Source organism: Xylophilus sp. GOD-11R (assembly GCF_033546935.1).
Classification (GTDB): domain Bacteria; phylum Pseudomonadota; class Gammaproteobacteria; order Burkholderiales; family Burkholderiaceae_C; genus Xylophilus.
This window is the reverse complement of the sequence record NZ_CP137854.1, coordinates 1,274,201-1,292,591: the sequence shown is the minus strand read 5'-3', so window position 1 is coordinate 1,292,591 and position 18,391 is coordinate 1,274,201. Positions and strand designations below refer to the sequence as shown.

The following is an 18,391-nucleotide window of genomic DNA, read 5'->3' as shown; positions in this document are numbered from 1 at the left end:
GACGGGAGGCCGGATGATACGGGCGCGTCGAAAATCAGCCGCGCGGATGGTGGGCGCCGTGCAGCGTCTTCAAGCGTTCCCGTGCCACATGGGTGTAGATGGTCGTGGTCGAGATGTCGGCATGGCCGAGCAGCAACTGCACCGAGCGCAGGTCGGCGCCGTGGTTGAGCAGGTGGGTGGCAAAGGCATGTCTCACCGTATGCGGCGACAGCTTGGTGTGAATGCCAGCGGCCAGGGCATAACGGCGCACGATCAGCCAGAAGTTCATGCGCTGCATGGCAGCCCCCTCCCTGGCCGTGACGAAGAGATCGTCGCTCTGCCGACCGGCCAGCAGCTCGGGCCGCGAGCCGGAGAGATAGCGCACCAGCCAGTCGCGCGCGACCTCGCCGAAAGGCACCAGCCGCTCCTTGGATCCCTTGCCGGTCACCCGCACCACGCCGTCGTTCATCGAGACCTCGAACAGCCGCACCCCGATCAGCTCGCTCACCCGCAGGCCGCTCGCGTAGAGCAATTCCAGCATCGCGCGGTCGCGCAGGCCCAGCGCGGTGGTGGTGTCGGGCGCCTGGAGCAGTGCCTCGACCTGCGCTTCCGACAAGGTCGCCGGGGAGCGAACCGGCCCCTTGGCCGGCAGCAGCCGCAATGTCGGGTCGCGCTGCACGGCGCCTTCGCGCATCGCCCAGTGGAAATACCGGCGCAGCACCGTCAGACGACGATTCGCGGTGCTCGGCTTGCTGGTGCCGAACTGCGCGGCCATGTAGGCCTGCAGGTGATGCTCGGCGGTGGCGTCGATACGTACGCCGGGCATGGCGGCATCAAGCCAGACGACGTAACCCGTCAGGTCCCGGCGGTAGGCGGCCAGGGTGTTGGGCGACAGGCCGTCCTCCAGCCACATGGCGTCCACGAAGGCGTCGATGCGGAGTCGATTTTGTGGCGCGACCGGGCAATTCATCGCCGTGACCTTAGCAGCCCGCCTCGATCATGGTTTCCACTCCACTGTTTCTTGACTCCCCGGCGCTGGCCGATGAAGCCAGCGTCGAGCGTTCGGCCAATATTCCCCTGCCCGCCGCGCAAACCTGGAAACTTTTCGAACTGCGGCCGGCTCGAGGACTGGTATCCAGGCATCGCCCGCACTCGCATCACGGCCGGCACCGACAAGCTGCCGGGCGCCATCCGGCAACTCGAATTCTTCGACGGCAAAACACTGCAGGAAACGCTTACCGCCTTCGAGCCGCAACACGGGCGCCTGGCTTATACCGTCATCGGCGGCAAGTTTCCGGCGCACGGCTACACCAGTGCGATATCGGTCGAATCCACCGTAGATCCAGCGCAGCGTACTGCAGAAGCGCACGGTGTCGATCGACTACATCGATATTCGCGGCACCGCTGCATCGGCGAGTTTGACGATCGATTACCTCACCCAACAGTTCATCGATTTTTTCAACCTGCTCAAAATCGACGGCCGGTGGCAGATCGTCAGCAAGATCTTTTACCGCATTCCCAAGCCCTGATTCCGGTGGGCGACTTGCATCGGCGTTCGCCCCAACAAAAAGCCGCGGCCTGGCGGGCCGCGGCTTTTGCAAAATCGTTGTGCGGGCTCAGTCCAGGGTGAGTTTCTGGGTCTGCACCACCTTCTTGTAGATATCGAATTCGGCCTTGATTTCGGCGGCGAACTGCTCGGGCGTGTTGGCGACGATCAGCGAGCCGGTGTCTTCGATGCGCTTGCGCACCGCCGGATCTTCCAGCACTTTCTTCACGCCGGCATTGATCTTGTCGACGATTTCCTTGGGCATGTTCTTGGGGCCGAGGATGCCGTAATAAGCCAGGCGGTTGACCGGCTCCAGGCCGACTTCCTTGAAGGTCGGCACATTGGGCAATGCCGCCAGGCGCTGCGGCGCCGACACCACGATGGGCACCAGGCGTCCTTCCTTCACGAACGGCAGGGCCGAGGGCAGGTTGTCGAAGATCATCGGCACTTGGCCGGCCACCACGTCGTTGAGCGCCGGGCCGGCACCACGATAGGGAATGTGGGTGACGAAGGTGCCGGTCAGGCTTTTGTAGAGCTCCATCAGCAGGTGGCCGATGCCGCCGGTGCCCGAGGTGGCGTACGAATACTTGCCCGGCGACTTCTTCAATTCGGCAGCGAAGGCCGCATAGTCCTTGGCCGGAAAGGAGGGGTTGACCGCGATGATGTTCGGCGTGGCCGCGATGTTGATGATCGGGGTGAAATCGGTGATGGGGTTGTAAGGCGTCTTGGGATTGATCGCCGGCGCCGAGGCTGTGCTCGACACCGTCGCCAGGCCCAGGTAATAACCATCGGGTGCCGACCGCACGGTGTCCTGCGCGCCCACCAAGCCACCGCCGCCGGCCTTGTTCTCGACCAGCACCGGCTGTCCCAGCACCCGGCTCAGCGGGTCGGCCACCACGCGGGCGATGATGTCGGTCGTACCACCCGGCGCAAACGGAACCACCAGGTGGATCGGCTTGTTCGGATAGGTGCTTTGGGCGAATGCGCCCGAGCTTGCCGCTGCGAGCATGAGGCCGGCAAACGCGGCAAGTTGTCGTCGGTGCATGGAATCTCCTCCTGATATGCCGGTAGATGAAATCGAGAGGGAATGCTAATCGGGATTAAATGCTCCTCGATAGATCCATGTGAGTGCTCGCCCTGGGGAAAACCCGGAGGAAACCGCTGATATCCTCGATCGGTGAATTACGCGCAGCTCCTTTTTCCTGATTTTTCGCTCATCCTTTGCGGTTATCTGCTTTGCCGGTTTACAGGCCTTGGCCGTCCGTTGTGGCAACAGGCCGAAACCCTGGTCTATTACTTTCTTTTCCCTGTTCTGCTGTTCCAGTCGATCGCCAAGAGCCCGCTGGAATTGCGCGCTGCCTCCGGCATGGTCTGCGCCGGCGTGCTCACCGGCCTGGTCGGCATCGCGCTGGCTTATGCGGTGCCGCACCTGCCCTGGCTCGGCCGCCATGTCGACCGGCGCGACGCCGCCGCCAGTGCGCAGGTGGCGTTCCGGTTCAACTCCTACGTGGCGCTGGCCTTGGCTGAGCGTCTCGCCGGCCCGGCGGGCGGCCAGGCGATCGCCGTGTTGATCGGTGTCGGCGTGCCGCTCTACAACATCGCCGCGGTCTGGCCCATGGCGCGGCAGGGCGGGCATGGCGTGCTGGCGTCGCTGGCGCGCAATCCGCTCATCGTGGGCACCTGCGCGGCGCTGGCCTTCAACTTCGCGGGCTTTTCCATTCCGGACCTGATCGCCCCGGCGGTGTCGCGCATCGGCGCGGCAGCGCTGGCGCTGGGGCTGCTGTGCGCGGGCGCCGGCATGCAGTTCTCGGCCATGTCGGGCGGCATGCTGCTGGGCAGCGCGATGCTGCTGATCCGGCACCTCGTCTCGCCGCTGGCCGCCGTGGGCTTCGCCCACCTGCTGCGGCTGGAGCCGACGCAAGCCAAGGTGCTGCTGATGTTCTCGGCGCTGCCCACCGCGTCGAGCTGCTACGTGCTGGCCGCGCGCATGGGCTACAACGGGCCGTACGTAGCCGGGCTGGTAACGCTGTCGACGATCGCCGGCGTGATCAGCCTGCCCTTCGCGCTGTCACTGCTGCCCTGGGTCTGAGCTTGCTTCCAGCGCCCAGGCCACGTGCTCGCGGACCACGGGGTCGGCATGGTCGAGCCGCTGGCCCAGCGCGACACGCATGGCCGCTTTCGATGCTTCGGCCAGGGGGGAGCGCAAGGCGTTGCCCATGCCCACCGCCAGATTGCGCAGCCAGCGCGCATGGCCGATGCGCCGGATCGGCCCGCCCTCGGTGCGGCGCAGAAACTCCGCCTCGCTCCACGCCATCAGCGCCGCCAGCGGCTCGCCCTGCAGACCCGGACGCGCATCGAAGTCGGCCAACGTCGACGGCCGCGCGAACTTGTTCCAGGGACAGGCCAGCTGGCAGTCGTCGCAGCCGTAGATGCGGTTGCCGATGAGCGGGCGCAGCTCGACCGGAATCGATCCGGCGTGCTCGATGGTGAGGTAGGAGATGCAGCGCCGCGCGTCCAGCCGGCCCGGTGCGACGATGGCCTGGGTCGGGCAGATGGCCATGCAGGCGCTGCAGCTGCCGCAATGCGCGCTGACCGGCGCGGTCGCGGGCAGCGCGAGGTCGAGGTAGATCTCGCCCAGAAAGAACATCGAGCCGCCCTGGCGGTCGAGCACCAGGGTGTGTTTGCCACGCCAGCCCTGGCCGCTGCGAGCGGCGAGCTCGGCCTCCAACACCGGCGCGGAGTCGGTGAACACGCGGTGGCCGAGCGGCCCCACCGCTTCGCCGATGCGCTCGGCCAGCCGCTGCAGCCGGCTGCGCAGCACCTTGTGATAGTCCCGCCCACGGGCATAGACCGAGACGATGCCTTCGTCCGGCCGCGACAGTCGCGCGAACTCCACTGCCTGCCAGTCGGCCGCCGTGTCCCTCGGCAGGTAATCCATACGCGCGGTGAGCACGCTGACGGTGCCCGGCACCAGTTCGGCCGGCCGGGCGCGTCGCAGCCCGTGCGCCGCCATGTAGTGCATCTCGCCGTGGAATCCATGGGCCAGCCAGTCGAGAAGGCCCTGTTCGGCGCCGGACAGGTCGACACCGGCCACGCCGATTTGGGAGAATCCCATTTCGCGAGCCCATCCCTGAATCCGAGAGACGAGTTGACTGCTGCCGATGACCACCCCGGGATTGTAGGAACCGGAACGCCCCTCACCCTGCTCATGGCCTGGGCCGACGAGGGCGACACCCAGGCTTTCGCTGCCCGGCTGGCCGCCATGGCCGAGGTGCGCGATGCCTTCATCGCCCTGCACGGCGACCTCGGCGCCGGCAAGACCACCTTCGTGCGCCATCTGCTGCGCGCCCTCGGCGTGGCCGGCCGCATCAAGAGCCCGACCTACGCGGTGGTGGAGCCGCACGAGGCCGCCGCCGACGGGGTGGGCTGGCCCGTCTGGCATTTCGACTTCTATCGCTTCGACGACCCCCGCGAATGGGAGGATGCGGGCTTTCGCGACATCTTCGCCAGCCCGGGGCTCAAGCTTGCCGAATGGCCAGAAAAGGCCGAAGGCGTGCTGCCGCGGCCCGACCTCGACATCGCCATCAGCAGCGGCCCCGAAGACGACGCCCGCCAGGTGCTCGTCACCGCCAACACCACCCTAGGCGCCGCCATGCTGCGCCGACTGGCCGCCGCCGACGCGTCGAGCCCGTCGCAACCAAATCAGCAGCCATGAAACGCCAACGCCCCACCCGCGCCGCCCCCGGCGGACCGGCCGCCCTCACCCGTCGCGGCGCGCTGCGTGCCGGCACTGTGCTGCTGATGCTCGGCAGCGCCCAGATCGCGCGCGGCGCGAGCATCCTCGCGGTGCGCGTCTGGCCCGCGACCGAATACACGCGGGTCACCATCGAGTCGGACGCCTCGCTGACCACCAAGCAGATCTTCGTGACCAGCCCGCCGCGCCTGGCGGTCGACATCGAAGGCATCGACCTCGACCCGGCCTTGCGCGAGCTGGTGTCCAAGGTGAAGTCCGACGACCCCTTCATCTCCGGCGTGCGGGTCGGCCAGAACGCTCCGAACGTGGTGCGCCTGGTGATCGACCTGAAGCAGGCGGCCCGGCCGCAGGTCTTTACGCTGCCGCCGGTGGCCGCCTACCGGCACCGGCTGGTGTTCGACCTGTACCCGGCCGAGGCGGTCGATCCGCTCGAAGAACTCATCGCCGGCCGCTTGCGCGACGCGCTGGCCGCCGCACCGCCTGGTGCGCCACCGGTGGCGGCCGACCCGCTGGGCGAGCTCATCGCGCGCCAGGCCGAAAAGCCCGCGCCGAACACACCCGCCAACACATCGCCGGGCCAACGCCCCGCCACGCCGCTGCCACCGATGCCGCCGGTGCTGGCCGCCGCACCGCCGCCTGCGCCGCTCAAGCCCGGCGCGCCGCTGCCCAGCAGCACCCGCACCGACCGCATCATCATCGTGGCCATCGACCCCGGCCACGGCGGCGAAGACCCGGGCGCGACCGGGCCTTCCGGCACCCATGAGAAAGACGTGGTGCTGCGCATCGCCCACCTGCTGCGCGACCGCATCAATGCCAGCAGCGTCGGCGGCAACCCGATGCGCGCGTTTCTCACGCGCGACGCCGACTTCTTCGTGCCGCTCGGCCAGCGGGTCGAGAAGGCTCGCCGGGTGCAGGCCGACCTGTTCCTCAGCATTCACGCCGACGCTTTCACCACGCCCGCCGCGCAAGGCGCCAGCGTGTTCGCCCTGAGCCAGGGCGGCGCCTCCAGCGCGACCGCGCGCTGGATGGCCAGCAAGGAGAACGCCTCCGACCTCGTCGGCGGCCTGAATGTGAAGGCGCAGGACGCCCACGTGGCGCGCGCCATGCTCGACATGAGCACCACCGCGCAGATCAACGACAGCCTGAAGCTCGGCAGTGCCTTGCTGCGCCAGATCGGAGGCCTGGGCCGTCTGCACAAGGGCAGCGTGGAACAGGCCGGGTTCGCGGTGCTCAAGGCGCCGGACATCCCGAGCGTGCTGGTCGAGACCGCCTTCATCAGCAATCCCGAGGAAGAAGAAAAACTGCGCGACCCGGCCTACCAGGTGCGCATGGCCGACGCCCTGCTCAAGGGCATCCACGGCTATTTCGCGCGCAACCCGCCGCTGGCGCGAAGCCGCACGCTCTGATGCTCCAAGCCGGTTACCGGCCGGCGCCCATGCGCCCCATCCGACGACAGGCATCGGTGCCATGTTCCTACATGGTGCATGGCCTCACCTTTTTAGATTGCTTACACAGGTTTCGAAAGCCTGAATTCGCAACAGACCAAAGGTGAACCCAATGAAGACGAAGATCCTCCTCGCAGCAGTCGCAGCCGCCGTCATCAGCCTCAGCGGCTGTGCCGGCATGAGCAATCAGCAAGTCGGCACCGGTGTCGGCGCCGTGGCGGGCGGTGTCGCCGGCAATGCACTGTTCGGTGGCACGGTCGGCACCGTGGGTGGCGCTGCCGCCGGTGCGCTCATCGGCAACGAGGTCGGTCGCCGCCGTTGATGATGGCGCGTCAGGCCGGCTTGGCCCGGCCTGAACGCCAGGCGCCGAACGCGGCCAACGCGCTCGGCACCAGGATCAACGCCCAGATGATTTTTTCCAGGTTCGACTTGACCCAGTCGAGGTTGCCGAAGAAGTAACCCGCCAGGCCCAGGCCGACCACCCACAGCACCGCGCCCGCCACGTTGAACAACGTGAAGCGGGCGCGATTCATTTCGGCCACGCCCGCCACGAAGGGTGCAAAGGTTCGAATGAAGGGCATGAAGCGCGCGGCGATCACCGCGACGCCTCCATATTTTTCGTAGAAAGCATGTGCCTGGTTGAAGGCCTTGCGATTGAAGAAGCGGGAGTCTTCCCAGCCGAAAACCTTGGGTCCCAGCTTGCGGCCGATCATGTAATTGCACTGGTCGCCCGCGATAGCCGCCACCAGCAGCACCGGCAACGCGATGCGCAGGTCGAGCAGTCCGGCGCCGGCGAGTGCGCCGACGATGAACAGCAGCGAGTCGCCCGGCAGGAAAGGCATCACCACCACGCCCGTCTCGACGAACACGATGATGAACAGCAGGACGTAAATCCATGCGCCGTAGGCCGCGACGAAGGCCTCGAGGTGCTTGTCGACGTGAAGGATGAAATCCAGAAGCGTGTACAGCAGATCCACGGCGTAGGGGCTCCCATTGATATTTTCGGTGCGCCGACTCTAGCCGACGACCGCTACCGGAAAACCCGCTGGACGAGTGCGGCATGGGGACATGCGAGGCCATCGGCCGCACTTCTAGAATGCGCCGATGACCGTGCCTGCCGACCGACGACCCATTCGCGAACTGCCCGACGAACTCATCAGCCAGATCGCCGCGGGCGAGGTGGTGGAGCGCCCGGCCTCGGTGGTGCGAGAGCTGGTCGACAACGCCCTGGACGCCGGCGCGAACCAGATCACCGTGCGCCTGCTCGCGGGCGGCGTGCGCATGATCGCGGTGGAAGACGACGGCGTCGGCATTCCGGACAGCGAACTCGCCGTCGCGCTGCGCCGCCACGCCACCAGCAAGATCGCCAGCCTCGCCGACCTCGAATCGGTCGGCACCATGGGTTTCCGGGGCGAGGCACTGGCCGCCATCGCCTCGGTGTCCGAGCTCTCGCTGCTGTCGCGCACCGCCGCGCAATCCAGTGCCTTCCTGCTCGACGGCCGCAGCGGCGAACTGCGGCCGGCAGCGCGCAACGTGGGCACCTCCGTGGAAGTGCGCGAACTCTTCTTCGCCACGCCGGCGCGGCGCAAGTTCCTCAAGACCGACGCGACCGAGCTCGCCCACTGCATCGAGGCGGTGCGCCGCCACGCACTGGCGCGACCGGACGTCGGGTTCGCCATCTGGCACGAGGGCCGGCTGGTCGAGCAATGGCGGCGTTGCGAGGGCGAGCACACCGCCGCGCACGATCGCCGACTTGCCGACGTGCTGGGCGACGATTTCATCGAACGCTCCGTGGCGGTGCAGTACGCCGGCGGCGGTGTCACCGTGCGCGGCCGCGCCGGCGTGCCGGACGCCGCGCGTTCGCGTTCGGACTGGCAGTACTGCTGGGTCAACGGTCGCTACGTGCGCGACAAGGTGATCGGCCACGCCGCCCGCAGCGCCTACGAAGACGTGCTGCACGGCCAGCGCCAGCCGGTCTACGCGCTGCACGTGAGCGTCGACCCGACGCGCATCGACGTCAACGTGCACCCGACCAAGATCGAGGTGCGCTTTCGAGACAGCCGCGAGGTTCACCAGGCGGTGCGCCATGCGGTGGAAAACGCCCTGGCGGCTCCGCGTGCCGGGGCCGAGACCGGCGTGTCGCACCTGCTGCCGACCACTGCGCCGTCGCCGTCGCCGTCGCCTGCGCCCGGCGTGCCGGCGCCCGGCTTCGGTCTCGCGCCCTCCGACGCGGCCTGGCGGGGCCCGGCGCCGCAGTTCCAGCGCGGGCTGGGGCTCGAGAACCACGGCGTTCGTGTCGAGGAGCTCGGCGCCTTGTGGCAGCCCACGCCGGTACCGGCGCCCATCGGCGCGCCGGCCGCCGCCCCGGCCCTGCCGGACGGCGAATGGCCGCTCGGCCGCGCCCTCGCCCAGTTGCAGGGCATCTACATCCTGGCCGAAAACGCCCAGGGTCTGATCGTGGTCGACATGCATGCGGCGCACGAGCGCATCGTCTACGAGCGGCTCAAGACGCAACTCGACAGCGACCGCATCGCCAGCCAGCCCTTGCTGATTCCGGCCACCTTCGCCGCCACGCCGCAGGAAGTCGCCACGGCGGAGACGCATGCGGTCGTGCTGTCCACGCTGGGGCTGGAAGTCACCGCCTTTTCCCCGCGTACGCTGGCCGTTCGCGCGGTACCCGCCACCCTGGCGAACGGCGACGCGGTGGAACTGGCCCGAAGCGTGCTTGCGGAACTGGCGCAACACGACGCCAGCACCGTCGTCGAACGCGCGCGCAACGAGCTTCTGGGCACCATGGCCTGCCACGGCGCGGTACGCGCCAACCGGCGGTTGACGGCCGAAGAAATGAACGCGCTGCTGCGCCAGATGGAAGCGACCGAACGCTCGGACCAGTGCAACCATGGCCGACCGACCTGGCGTGCGCTGACCATCCGCGAGCTCGACGGCCTATTCCTGCGCGGTCGCTGAGGGTTTTTACCGTCCCGGCGCCGCCCGTAAGCCTGCGGCGAACGGTTGCCGTGTTTTCGCGACCGTTTCGTGGCTGTTGCAATTTTTTCGGTGTTTCATGTCCACCATTCATGTACCCGGACGTTAACGACGGAACCTTCTCCACAACCGAGCGCTCGATCACCCACATGACAAAGACCCGCCCGTTCATCGCATCTTTTGCCGTCGGCATGGCGGTGTTGGCGGGTTGCTCGACGCTGGACTACAAGCAACGCGAGTGGATCTTCCAGCCCAGCGACCGGGCCTGGGGCAATGTGCAGGAAGCGCCGGACATGCAGGATGTCTGGATCGACTTCCAGTCCGAAACCGAAGCCGGCCCCGGCCGCCTGCACGCCCTGTGGCTGCCGGCCGCCACGCCTGAAAACCTTCCCCGCACCGTTTCCTCTACCGCCACCGACACCGCCGGCGGCCCGCCGGTGCTGCTCTACCTGCACGGCGCGCGCTGGAACGTACTGGGCTCCGCCGGCCGCATTCGCCGCATGCAGGAAATGGGCTTCTCGGTGCTGGCCATCGACTATCGCGGCTTCGGCAAGAGCAGCGAAGCGCTGCCCTCGGAAGACACCGCCCGCGAAGACGCCCGCGCCGCCTGGCAATGGCTGGCCAAGCGTTTCCCCGACCGCTCCCGTTACGTCTTCGGCCATTCGCTCGGCGGCGCCATCGCCATCGACCTGGCCACCGGTATCGACGACGCTGCAGGCGTCATCGTCGAAGGCACCTTTACTAACATCACCGACGTGGTGAGCAACTTCAAGTGGGGCTGGCTGCCAATCTCGGCGCTGATCACCCAGCGCTTCGAGTCCATCGACAAGGTCAAGCGCATCCACGCGCCGCTGCTGGTGGTGCATGGCACCGACGACAGCGTGATCCCGGCCGCGCTCGGCAAGCGCCTCTTCGAGGCCGCGCCCGGCCCCAAGCAATTCGTGCTGGTGCAGGGCGGCTCGCACTACAGCACCAACGCGGTGGGCGAAGCGCAGTACCGCCGCGCGCTGCACGGCCTGTTCGGGCTCAACACGCTCGACGCCGGCACCGTCGCGCAGGCCGCGCCGCTCTAGCCCCGGCCGGCGGCGCGCCGCGCCCGCTCTGCTAACCTCGGCCGATGCCCGGCGCCGCGACGAATCCTGCTTCCTTTTCCCTGCGACACCCCTTGCCGGTCATCTCCCTGGCCGGGCCGACAGCCTCCGGTAAAACCGCCGCCGCGATCGCCATCGCGCAGCATCTGGCGCCCCGCTTTCCGGTCGAGATCGTCAGCGTCGATTCGGCCCTGATCTACCGCGACATGGACATCGGCACCGCCAAGCCCGACGCGGCCGAGCGCGCCGCAGCGCCCCATCACCTGATCGACATTCGCGACCCGACCCACAGCTACAGCGCCGCCGCCTTCGTGGCCGATGCCCAGCGCTGCATCGCAGAGATCCGCGAGCGCGGCGCTTTGCCATTGCTGGTCGGCGGCACCATGCTGTACTTCAAGGCGCTGTTCGACGGACTCGACGCCATGCCACCGGCTGACGCCGACGTGCGGGCCGCCATCGACGCGCAGGCCCTGGAACGAGGCTGGCCCGCGCTGCACGCCGAGCTGGCGCAGGTCGATTCACCCACGGCGCAGCGTCTGGCGCCCAACGACAGCCAGCGCATCCAGCGCGCACTGGAGGTGTGGCGCAGCACCGGCCGGCCGCTGAGCGACTTCCATCAGCGCACAGAACGCGCGGCCGCCGAACCTGGCGAGCCTTGCGCCGCCGCGCTGATTTCCCTGGAGCCCGCTGACCGCGCCTGGCTGCACCGCCGCATCGAACAACGTTTCGACGCGATGCTCGCCCTGGGCTTTCTCGACGAGGTGCGCCGCCTGCGCAGGCGCGGCGACCTGTCGCCCGATCTGCCGTCGATGCGCTGCGTCGGTTACCGCCAGGCCTGGGAAGCCCTCGACGAAGCCGATCCGCCGACCACGCAGGGCCTGGCCCGCCTGCGCGAGCGCGGCATTGCTGCGACGCGGCAGCTGGCCAAGCGCCAGTTCACCTGGCTGCGCAGCCTGCCCCAGCGCCATATCGTCCCGGCCGATGCGCCCGACGCCCTGCCCCGCGTCATCGCCACGGTCGATTCGCTGCTGGAAGCCGTCCACCCATGAGTCAGCCCCACGCCGTCGTGGTGCAGGACTTGGCCCGCCGCTACGGCGACTCGACCGTGTTCGAGCACGTCAGTTTTAAGGTGCGTCCCGGCGAATTCGTCGCCATTGTCGGCCCCTCGGGCGTGGGCAAGTCGACGCTGCTCAACTGCCTCGCCGGCCTGGACCACTGGAGCCAGGGCAGCGTGCAGGCGGCCGGCACCCGGCTCGACGCCCTGGACGAAACCGCGCGCGCGCTGTGGCGGCGACAGCATGTGGGCTTCGTGTTCCAGGCTTTTCATGTGCTGCCGCATCTGGACGTGGCGCAGAACGTGGCGATGCCGCTGATGCTGCTCGGCACGCCGCCGGCCAAACGCACGACGCGGGTGGCCGAGATGCTCGCCGCCGTCGGCCTGGCAGGCCTGGGTGACCGTCTGCCGCAGCAGCTCTCGGGCGGTCAGCTGCAGCGCGTGGCCATCGCCCGCGCGCTCGCCCACCGACCCGCGCTGCTGCTGGCCGACGAGCCCACCGGCAACCTCGACCCCGACACCGCAGCGCAGGTGATGGACCTGCTGATCGCCGAGGCCCGCGCCAACGGCTCGGCGCTGGTGCTGGTCACCCATGCCGACAGCGCCTCGGCCCGCGCCGACCGCCGCCTGCGCCTGAGCGCCGGCGGCATCGTCGAGGCCGCCTGACCAGGCCGCTCGTCATGCGCGCCGCGATCGAGCTGTTCCTGGTGTTCTCCTGGCAGGAGATCCGCCGACATCCCGCCCGCCAGCTGGTCGCCGTCTGCGCGGTGATGTTGGGCGTGGCGCTGGCCTTCGCGGTGCACCTGGTCAACGCCTCGGCGCTCGACGAATTTGCCGACGCCGCCCGCACGCTCGACGGCCGGCCCGATCTCGAACTGCGCGCGGTGCGCGAGACTTTCCCCGATGCGGGATTCGCCGCCATCGCGGCCATGCCGGGCGTGGCACTGGCGGTGCCGGTGGTCGAGGCTGGTGTCGCCGCCCGATCCGCCGCCTCGCCGGATCGCCCCCGCGTCGCCCTGCAGCTGCTGGGCACCGACGCGCTGTCCATCTCCCGCACAGCGCCAGGGCTCATGCCCACGCTGCTGCCGGGCAGCGACCGTCTCGATCTCTTCGCGGCAGACGCGATCTTTCTCAACGCCGCGGCACTGCGCGCCCTGGGACTGGCCGAACAGGGCGACGCCGGCGCCCGCCTGTCGGTGCAGGCCGGTCCGCGCCGATGGGAGCTTCGGGTCGCCGGCACGGTGAGCGCCGGTGGCGGGCCGCTGGCGGTAATGGACATCGCGGCCGCCCAGGCGGTGCTGGGCCTGGGCGAGCAGCTCTCGCGCATCGAGTTGCGACTGTCGGCCGGCGCCGACGCCGCCGCCGTATCGGCCGCGCTGCGCAAGGCGCCGCAAGCCCAGGGCGCCGTCGCATCGGCGCCCGAGGAAACCGCCACCCGCATCGGCAACCTGTCGCGCGCTTACCGGGTCAACCTGGCGGTGCTGGCGCTGATCGCCCTGTTCACCGGCGCGTATCTGGTGTTTTCCATGACCGCGCTGTCGGTCGCCAAGCGCGCACCGCAGTTCGCCCTGCTCGGCGTGCTGGGCATGACACCGCGCGGCCGTCGCGCGCTGGTGCTAGCCGAAGCCGGCCTGCTCGGCACGGTCGGCAGCGCCTGCGGTCTGCTGCTCGGCGGCGCGCTGGCCGCTGGCGCATTGCGGCTGCTGGGCGGCGATCTGGGCGGCGGCTATTTCGGCGGCGGCGCGCCGCGCCTGCAGCTGTCGGCGGGCGCTGCCACCGCCTACGGGTTGCTGGGCATCGCCGCCGCGCTGGTCGGCGCCTGGTGGCCGGCGCGCGCCGCCGACCGCCTGCCGCCGGTACACACGCTCAAAGGACTGGGCGCGGCGGCCGACGCGCCCAGCCAGCCGTGGCTCGCACTCGTACTGCTGGCCGCCGGCGGCCTGCTGGCACTGGCGCCGCCGGTCTACGACGTGCCGCTGGCGGCCTACGCTTCGGTGGCGGCGGTACTCATCGGCGGCATCGCCGCCCTGCCCTGGCTGGTCGGGCTGCTGCTGGCGCGACTGCGCGTGGCGGCGTCCGGCCGGGTACTCACGATGTTGGCGGTGGAGCGCGCGCGGCGCATGCGTGGCACGGCTGCCGTGGCGGTCGGCGGGGTGGTCGCCTCGCTGGCGCTGGCCATCGCGCTGACCGTCATGGTCGCCAGCTTCCGGGGCTCGGTATCGCAATGGCTCGACACCGTGCTGCCGGCCGACCTGATGCTGCGGCTGGCCGCGCCCGGCAGCGTGTCGGATGCGGCCACGTTCGACACCGGTTTCGTCACCGCCGCCGCCGCGGTGCCCGGCGTGGACCGGGTACAGCCGGCGCGTCTGCAGCACCTGCAGCTCGCACCCGATCGCCCGGCCGTCACCCTGATCGCCCGGACCATCGACAACGCCCCAGGCGGTGTGCAGACCGTGCTGCCACTGGTGAACCCGCCGCTGCCGGTGCCGCCCGCCTTCATCGCCATCTACGTGAGCGAGGCGGTCGAGCAGCTCTACGACGCGCATCCCGGCCAGGTCTTCGCCGCCATGGACCGCGCCTTCCCCGGCGCGCCGCAGGGCCGCTTCTACGTCGCCGGCGTGTGGCGCGACTACGCTCGCCAGTTCGGCGCCGTGGCCATCGACCGCGCGGCCTACCGGCGCCTGACACAAGACGATCGCGCCAACGAACTCGCCCTGTGGCTGAAACCCGGCGCCGACCTGGCCGCCGTGCGTGCCGGCCTGACCGAGGCCGCGCGCCGGGCATGGGCTGGTGCCGAGCCCGACATCGCCGCCAGCGCCGAACTGCGTGCGACCGCGCTGCGCATCTTCGACCGCAGTTTCGCCGTCACCTACTGGCTGCAGGCGGTGGCGGTCGGCATCGGGCTCGCGGGCGTCGCCGCCAGCTTCGGCGCGCAGGTGCTGGCGCGGCGCAAGGAGTTCGGCCTGCTCGCCCACCTGGGGCTGACGCGGCGGCAGATCCTGACGGTGGTGGCCGCCGAGGGCGCGGCCTGGACCGCCGTCGGCGCCATCGCCGGACTGGTGCTCGGCCTGGCCGTGGCGGCGGTGCTGGTGTATGTGGTGAATCCGCAGAGCTTTCACTGGACGATGGACCTGCAGGTGCCCGCGTGGCGACTGGCCGCGCTGGCGCTCGCGGTTGTCGCGGCCGGCACGCTCGCCGCCCGGTTGGCCGGCGGCGCGGCAGCCAGCCGCGACGCGGTGCTGGCCGTGAAGGAGGACTGGTGAACCTGCCCTTCACCCGCCGCGCAGGGATCATCGCCGCGCTGGCGCTGACCGGCTGGCCCGCCGCGCGCGCGGCTATCGGCCAGCGGCCTCTGGAGTTTCCCCGCGACTTCGGCGCCCACCGCGATGCCCGCACCGAGTGGTGGTACATCACCGGGCACGCGAGCCAGGGCACGCGCCGCTTCGGCTTCCAGATCACTTTCTTTCGCAGTCGTGTGGGAACGGCGCAAGCGCTCGAATCGCGCTTCGCGGCACGCCACCTGGTGTTCGCCCACGCCGCCGTGACCGACCTCGCCGGCGGCCGTCTGCTGCACGACCAGCGCATCGCCCGCTGGTCCGGCCGGCCCACCGCCGACGACGGCTTCGGCACCGCCTTCGCGGCCGATGCCGACACCGACCTGCGCATCGGTACCGGCCCGCAAGCGTGGTCGCTGCGGCGCCTGCGCGACGGCTACCGGGCCCGCGCGGTCGCCGACCATTTCTCGCTCGACATCGACCTCATCGCCCAGCAGCCGGTGCTGCTGCAGGGCCAGGCCGGCATCTCGCAGAAAGGCCCGCGCCCGGAGCAGAACAGCCACTACTACAGCCTGCCGCAGCTGCGCGCACGCGGCGGCATCGGCATCGACGGCCAGCGCGTGGCGTTCGACACACCCACGCGCGAAGGCAACGCCGCCTGGCTCGACCACGAATGGAGCGACGAGATCCTGCCGCCCGAGGCGGTGGGCTGGGACTGGAGCGGCATCAATGGCTTCGACGGCGCCGCCCTCACCGTCTTCCGCCTGCGGCGCGCCGACGGCAGCGCGCTGTGGGCGGGCGGCTCCTGGCGGGCCTCGGCGGATGCGCCGGTGCGGGTGTTCGCGGCCGACGAGGTGCGTTTCGAGCCGCTGCGGCGCTGGACCAGCCCGCGCACCGGCGGGGTTTATCCGCTCGAATGGCGCATCGACACGCCCGCCGGGCGCTTCAGCCTGCACGCCTTGCTCGACGACCAGGAACTCGACAGCCGCGCCTCCACCGGCGCGATCTACTGGGAAGGTCTGTCGGAGCTGCGCGACGCCGCCGGCAAGCCGGTGGGCCGCGGCTACCTCGAACTCACCGGCTACCGCTCGGCGCTGCGCCTGTAGGCGCCACCACCGCGTCGACCGAGTCCACCGCCTCGGCCGCCACCAGCGGCGGTGGCGCCGGCGAGCGGGCGACCGGCGCTTCGTGCGGCCGCGACCAGCGCACCAGCCAGGCCTGCACCTCGCCCATCACGCCGCGCCGGAAGGCCAGCACGCAGATCACGAAGATCAGCCCCGTCACCATCGTCACCGACTCGCCGAGCGTGCCGAACCAGCCGATGCCGGTGAGCGAGGCGATGCCACCGCCGATCTCGCCGAGCTTGTTCTCCAGCATCACCACCACGGCCGAGCCCACGATGGGACCGGCCAGCGTGCCCATGCCGCCGACCAGCGTCATCAGGATCACCGCGCCGGAAGACGTCCAGTGCACGTCCGACAGCGTGGCAAAGCCCAGCACCAGCGTCTTGAGCGCGCCGGCCAGGCCAGAAAGCGCGGCCGACAGCACGAAGGCCAGCAGCTTGAAGCGATGGGTGTCGTAGCCCAGCGAGATGGCGCGCGGCTCGTTCTCCTTGATGCCCTTGAGCACCTGGCCGAAGGGCGAATGCACCGTGCGCACGATGAGCGCAAAAGCCGCCACCACGATCGCCAGCGCCACGTAGTACATGGTGCGGTCGTCGGACAGGTCGAGCAGGCCGAAGAGCTTGCCGCGCGGCACGCCCTGCAGGCCGTCCTCGCCGCCGGTGAACGGCATCTGCAGCGCGGCGAAGAACACCATCTGCGCCAGTGCCAGCGTGATCATGGCGAAGTAGATACCCTGCCGCCGGATCGCCAGCAGCCCGAACACCAGGCCGAGCAAGGCGCCCAGCGCGGTGCCGAGCACCAGGCCGATCTCGGGCGTGAGTCCCCAGGCCTTGATCGCGTGACCGGCCATGTAGGCCGAGCCGCCGAAAAAGGCCGCATGGCCGAAGGACAGCAGGCCGGTATAGCCCAGCAGCAGGTTGAAGGCGGCGGCGAACAGCGCGAAGCACATCAGCTTCATCACGAACACCGGATACGCACCGAGGAACGGCGCGGACAGCAAGGCGACGAGCAGCAGGCCGTAGCCGAAGACAGGCAGCTTCTTCATGGCGTCAGGCTTCCTTTCCGAACAGGCCGGCGGGCCGCACCAGCAGCACCAGCACCATGATGAGGAACACCACCGTGGACGAGGCTTCCGGATAGAACACCTTGGTCAGCCCCTCCACCACACCCAGACCGAGCCCGGTGAGGATGGAGCCGAGGATCGAGCCCATGCCGCCGATCACCACCACCGCGAACACCACGATGATCAGGTTCTGCCCCATCAGCGGCGTCACCTGGATCACCGGCGCCGCCAGCACCCCGGCGAACGCCGCCAGCGCCACACCGAAGCCGTAGGTCAGCGTCACCATCAGCGGCACGTTGATGCCGAAGGCCTCCACCAGCCGCGGGTTCTCGGTGCCGGCGCGCAGGTAGGCGCCCAGGCGCGTCTTCTCGATCAGGAACCAGGTCGCCAGGCAGATCACCAGCGAGATCACCACCACCCAGGCGCGATAGTTGGGCAGCATCATGAAGCCCACGCTGGTCGCGCCGTCGAGTAGTTCCGGCGGGTCGTAACCCAGGCCCGACACGCCGTAGATGGAGCGGAACACGCCTTCGATCAGCAGCGTGAGTCCCAGCGTCAGCAGCAGGCCGTAGAGCGGATCGAGCCGATAGATGCGGCGCAGCAGCAGCCGCTCCAGCACGATGCCGAACAGCCCCACCAGCACCGGCGCCACCAGCAGCATCACCCAGTAGTCGATGTTCCAGTAGGTCGCCCCCATCCAGGCAAAGAGCGCCCCCATCATGAACAGTGCGCCGTGGGCGAAGTTGATCACCCCCAGCAGCCCGAAGATGACCGCCAGCCCCAGGCTCAGCATCGCGTAGAACGAGCCGTTGACCAGCCCCAGCAGAAGCTGGCTGAGCAGAGCAGGCAAGGTGACAGTCATGGGCAGATCAATTCACAAAGAAGCAATGTCAGGGAACCCACCAACCAGCTTTGCCGGCGGGCCAGGACGGATCCTGGAAGTGGTGGGCGAGCGTCCGGCACATAGCCAGGCAAACTCAACTCAACCTACCAAGAAGCTATCTCCGAGAACCCCGACGACCGGCATTGCCGGTCGGCCAGGGTTGCCCCTGGAAGGGGGTAGGCGGAGACACGA

17 protein-coding genes are annotated in these 18,391 nt (G+C 69.3%); 11 read left to right on the top strand and 6 right to left on the bottom strand.

What is annotated here, in order from left to right; translation table 11 throughout:
- Positions 1–34: 34 nt before the first annotated feature.
- A complete protein-coding gene (gene xerD, locus R9X41_RS05890) occupies positions 35–949 on the bottom strand; it encodes a site-specific tyrosine recombinase XerD (RefSeq protein ID WP_318633946.1) in 915 nt (304 codons plus the stop codon).
- Between the two features lie 400 nt (positions 950–1,349).
- On the opposite strand from xerD, the gene R9X41_RS05885 reads away from it, so the two are divergent.
- Positions 1,350–1,508 carry a nuclear transport factor 2 family protein gene (locus R9X41_RS05885; protein WP_318633945.1) on the top strand — a complete coding sequence of 53 codons (159 nt, stop codon included), beginning with the start codon at positions 1,350–1,352 and terminating at the stop codon, positions 1,506–1,508.
- 87 nt (positions 1,509–1,595) lie between these two features.
- Here the strand turns inward: R9X41_RS05885 and R9X41_RS05880 are convergent, their stop codons facing one another.
- Positions 1,596–2,570, bottom strand: a complete 975-nt coding sequence (locus tag R9X41_RS05880; RefSeq protein WP_318633944.1) for a tripartite tricarboxylate transporter substrate binding protein BugE — start codon at positions 2,568–2,570, stop codon at positions 1,596–1,598.
- 132 nt (positions 2,571–2,702) lie between these two features.
- Here R9X41_RS05880 and R9X41_RS05875 point away from each other — a divergent pair, with 132 nt between their 5' ends.
- Entirely contained in the window at positions 2,703–3,614 is a 912-nt protein-coding gene (locus tag R9X41_RS05875) for an AEC family transporter (RefSeq protein ID WP_318633943.1), read from the top strand.
- Here R9X41_RS05875 and queG read toward each other — a convergent pair.
- On the bottom strand, positions 3,594–4,640 hold the full coding sequence (gene queG / locus R9X41_RS05870) for a tRNA epoxyqueuosine(34) reductase QueG (protein ID WP_318633942.1): 1,047 nt from the start codon (positions 4,638–4,640) through the stop codon (positions 3,594–3,596). The two genes, R9X41_RS05875 and queG, sit on opposite strands and share 21 nt — an antisense overlap.
- Positions 4,641–4,673: 33 nt before the next feature.
- On the opposite strand from queG, the gene tsaE reads away from it, so the two are divergent.
- The 3 genes from tsaE (at position 4,674) to R9X41_RS05855 (ending at position 7,046) form a co-directional block, all read left to right on the top strand.
- On the top strand, positions 4,674–5,240 hold the full coding sequence (gene tsaE / locus R9X41_RS05865) for a tRNA (adenosine(37)-N6)-threonylcarbamoyltransferase complex ATPase subunit type 1 TsaE (RefSeq protein ID WP_412556665.1): 567 nt from the start codon (positions 4,674–4,676) through the stop codon (positions 5,238–5,240).
- Positions 5,237–6,685 carry an N-acetylmuramoyl-L-alanine amidase gene (locus R9X41_RS05860; RefSeq protein WP_318633940.1) on the top strand — a complete coding sequence of 483 codons (1,449 nt, stop codon included), beginning with the start codon at positions 5,237–5,239 and terminating at the stop codon, positions 6,683–6,685. The genes tsaE and R9X41_RS05860 overlap by 4 nt, the downstream gene beginning before the upstream one ends.
- Positions 6,686–6,836: 151 nt before the next feature.
- Positions 6,837–7,046: a YMGG-like glycine zipper-containing protein gene (locus R9X41_RS05855; RefSeq protein WP_318633939.1), complete on the top strand. Its 210-nt coding sequence runs from the start codon at positions 6,837–6,839 to the stop codon at positions 7,044–7,046.
- 10 nt (positions 7,047–7,056) lie between these two features.
- Here the strand turns inward: R9X41_RS05855 and R9X41_RS05850 are convergent, their stop codons facing one another.
- On the bottom strand, positions 7,057–7,701 hold the full coding sequence (locus R9X41_RS05850; RefSeq protein ID WP_318633938.1) for a DedA family protein: 645 nt from the start codon (positions 7,699–7,701) through the stop codon (positions 7,057–7,059).
- A 127-nt stretch (positions 7,702–7,828) separates the two neighbouring features.
- Here R9X41_RS05850 and mutL point away from each other — a divergent pair, with 127 nt between their 5' ends.
- The 6 genes from mutL (at position 7,829) to R9X41_RS05820 (ending at position 16,235) form a co-directional block, all read left to right on the top strand.
- Positions 7,829–9,691, top strand: coding sequence for a DNA mismatch repair endonuclease MutL (gene mutL, locus R9X41_RS05845; RefSeq protein WP_318633937.1), 1,863 nt, complete (start codon positions 7,829–7,831; stop codon positions 9,689–9,691).
- A 167-nt stretch (positions 9,692–9,858) separates the two neighbouring features.
- Positions 9,859–10,782 (top strand): alpha/beta hydrolase, encoded by a 924-nt coding sequence (locus tag R9X41_RS05840; protein ID WP_318633936.1) that lies wholly within the window; start codon positions 9,859–9,861, stop codon positions 10,780–10,782.
- A gap of 44 nt (positions 10,783–10,826) precedes the next feature.
- Positions 10,827–11,849 carry a tRNA (adenosine(37)-N6)-dimethylallyltransferase MiaA gene (miaA, locus tag R9X41_RS05835; protein WP_318633935.1) on the top strand — a complete coding sequence of 341 codons (1,023 nt, stop codon included), beginning with the start codon at positions 10,827–10,829 and terminating at the stop codon, positions 11,847–11,849.
- A complete protein-coding gene (locus R9X41_RS05830; protein WP_318633934.1) occupies positions 11,846–12,520 on the top strand; it encodes an ABC transporter ATP-binding protein in 675 nt (224 codons plus the stop codon). The genes miaA and R9X41_RS05830 overlap by 4 nt, the downstream gene beginning before the upstream one ends.
- A 14-nt stretch (positions 12,521–12,534) precedes the next feature.
- The gene (locus R9X41_RS05825; RefSeq protein WP_318633933.1) at positions 12,535–15,117 is read left to right on the top strand and encodes an ABC transporter permease; all 2,583 of its coding nucleotides are present in this window, start codon (positions 12,535–12,537) and stop codon (positions 15,115–15,117) included.
- Positions 15,111–16,235, top strand: coding sequence for a lipocalin-like domain-containing protein (locus R9X41_RS05820; protein ID WP_412556698.1), 1,125 nt, complete (start codon positions 15,111–15,113; stop codon positions 16,233–16,235). Before R9X41_RS05825 ends, R9X41_RS05820 begins: the two co-directional genes overlap by 7 nt.
- On the opposite strand, the gene R9X41_RS05815 is transcribed toward R9X41_RS05820, so the two are convergent.
- Positions 16,204–17,298 (bottom strand): branched-chain amino acid ABC transporter permease, encoded by a 1,095-nt coding sequence (locus tag R9X41_RS05815; RefSeq protein WP_318633931.1) that lies wholly within the window; start codon positions 17,296–17,298, stop codon positions 16,204–16,206. The two genes, R9X41_RS05820 and R9X41_RS05815, sit on opposite strands and share 32 nt — an antisense overlap.
- 4 nt (positions 17,299–17,302) lie before the next feature.
- Complete coding sequence (locus R9X41_RS05810; protein ID WP_412556664.1) at positions 17,303–18,178, bottom strand: branched-chain amino acid ABC transporter permease; 876 nt, start codon at positions 18,176–18,178, stop codon at positions 17,303–17,305.
- Between the last annotated feature and the right edge of the window lie 213 nt (positions 18,179–18,391).